Genomic DNA, 589 nt, shown 5'->3' on the forward strand with positions numbered 1-589 from the left:
CCAGCGCGGTCTGCGCGAGGACCACACGGTTGAGGTCGTCGCGGACTGCGCGGACAGTGCCCTCGGCCGCGGCCGCGGTCGACAAGATTTTTTCGATCTCGCGGCGGTTTTCCTCGGCGTAGGCACGCGCGTAGTTGTCGCGGCGTTCGCGCTCGATCGCGGCCGCGCCCGAGGGCACTGTCCGCGCAGTCCGCGACGACCTCAACCGTGTGGTCCTCGCGCAGACCGCGCTGGCGGCCGGGCGCACCAGTCGCGACGACTACGAAGCCACCCAAGCCGAGGAACAGCTGCGCAACAGCATGATCACTGCCGGGGTGCCCGAACACGTCCGCCTCGACGTGAACCAATTCCTCGCCGTCGAAAACGACGCCTGCGAGAAGAAAGGCGAGCGCGCACGCGCCGTCCAGGACCAGTGGGCCGGTCGCCGAGAAAAGGTCGCCGCCGAACGCAATCCCGGCCCGCCCTCCTACGACAGCCCCGAACGCCTCGCGCTGCTGGAGTACAACCTGCGCCAGGCCGGACTGACTGAGGACCAGCGCGCTCAGCGCCTGGCCGCTGCGGCCGGGCGGGCCAAGCCGCCGAGCGAACC

1 pseudogene is annotated in these 589 nt (G+C 70.5%); it reads left to right on the forward strand.

Going from position 1 to position 589, the window contains the following annotated elements:
* Window positions 1–209: 209 nt before the first annotated feature.
* Window positions 210–589: pseudogene (locus A5780_RS18745) on the forward strand (hypothetical protein); the annotation flags it as partial.

Origin of the sequence: Nocardia sp. 852002-20019_SCH5090214 (assembly GCF_001665865.1) — a bacterium.
Lineage (GTDB): Bacteria > Actinomycetota > Actinomycetes > Mycobacteriales > Mycobacteriaceae > Nocardia > Nocardia nova.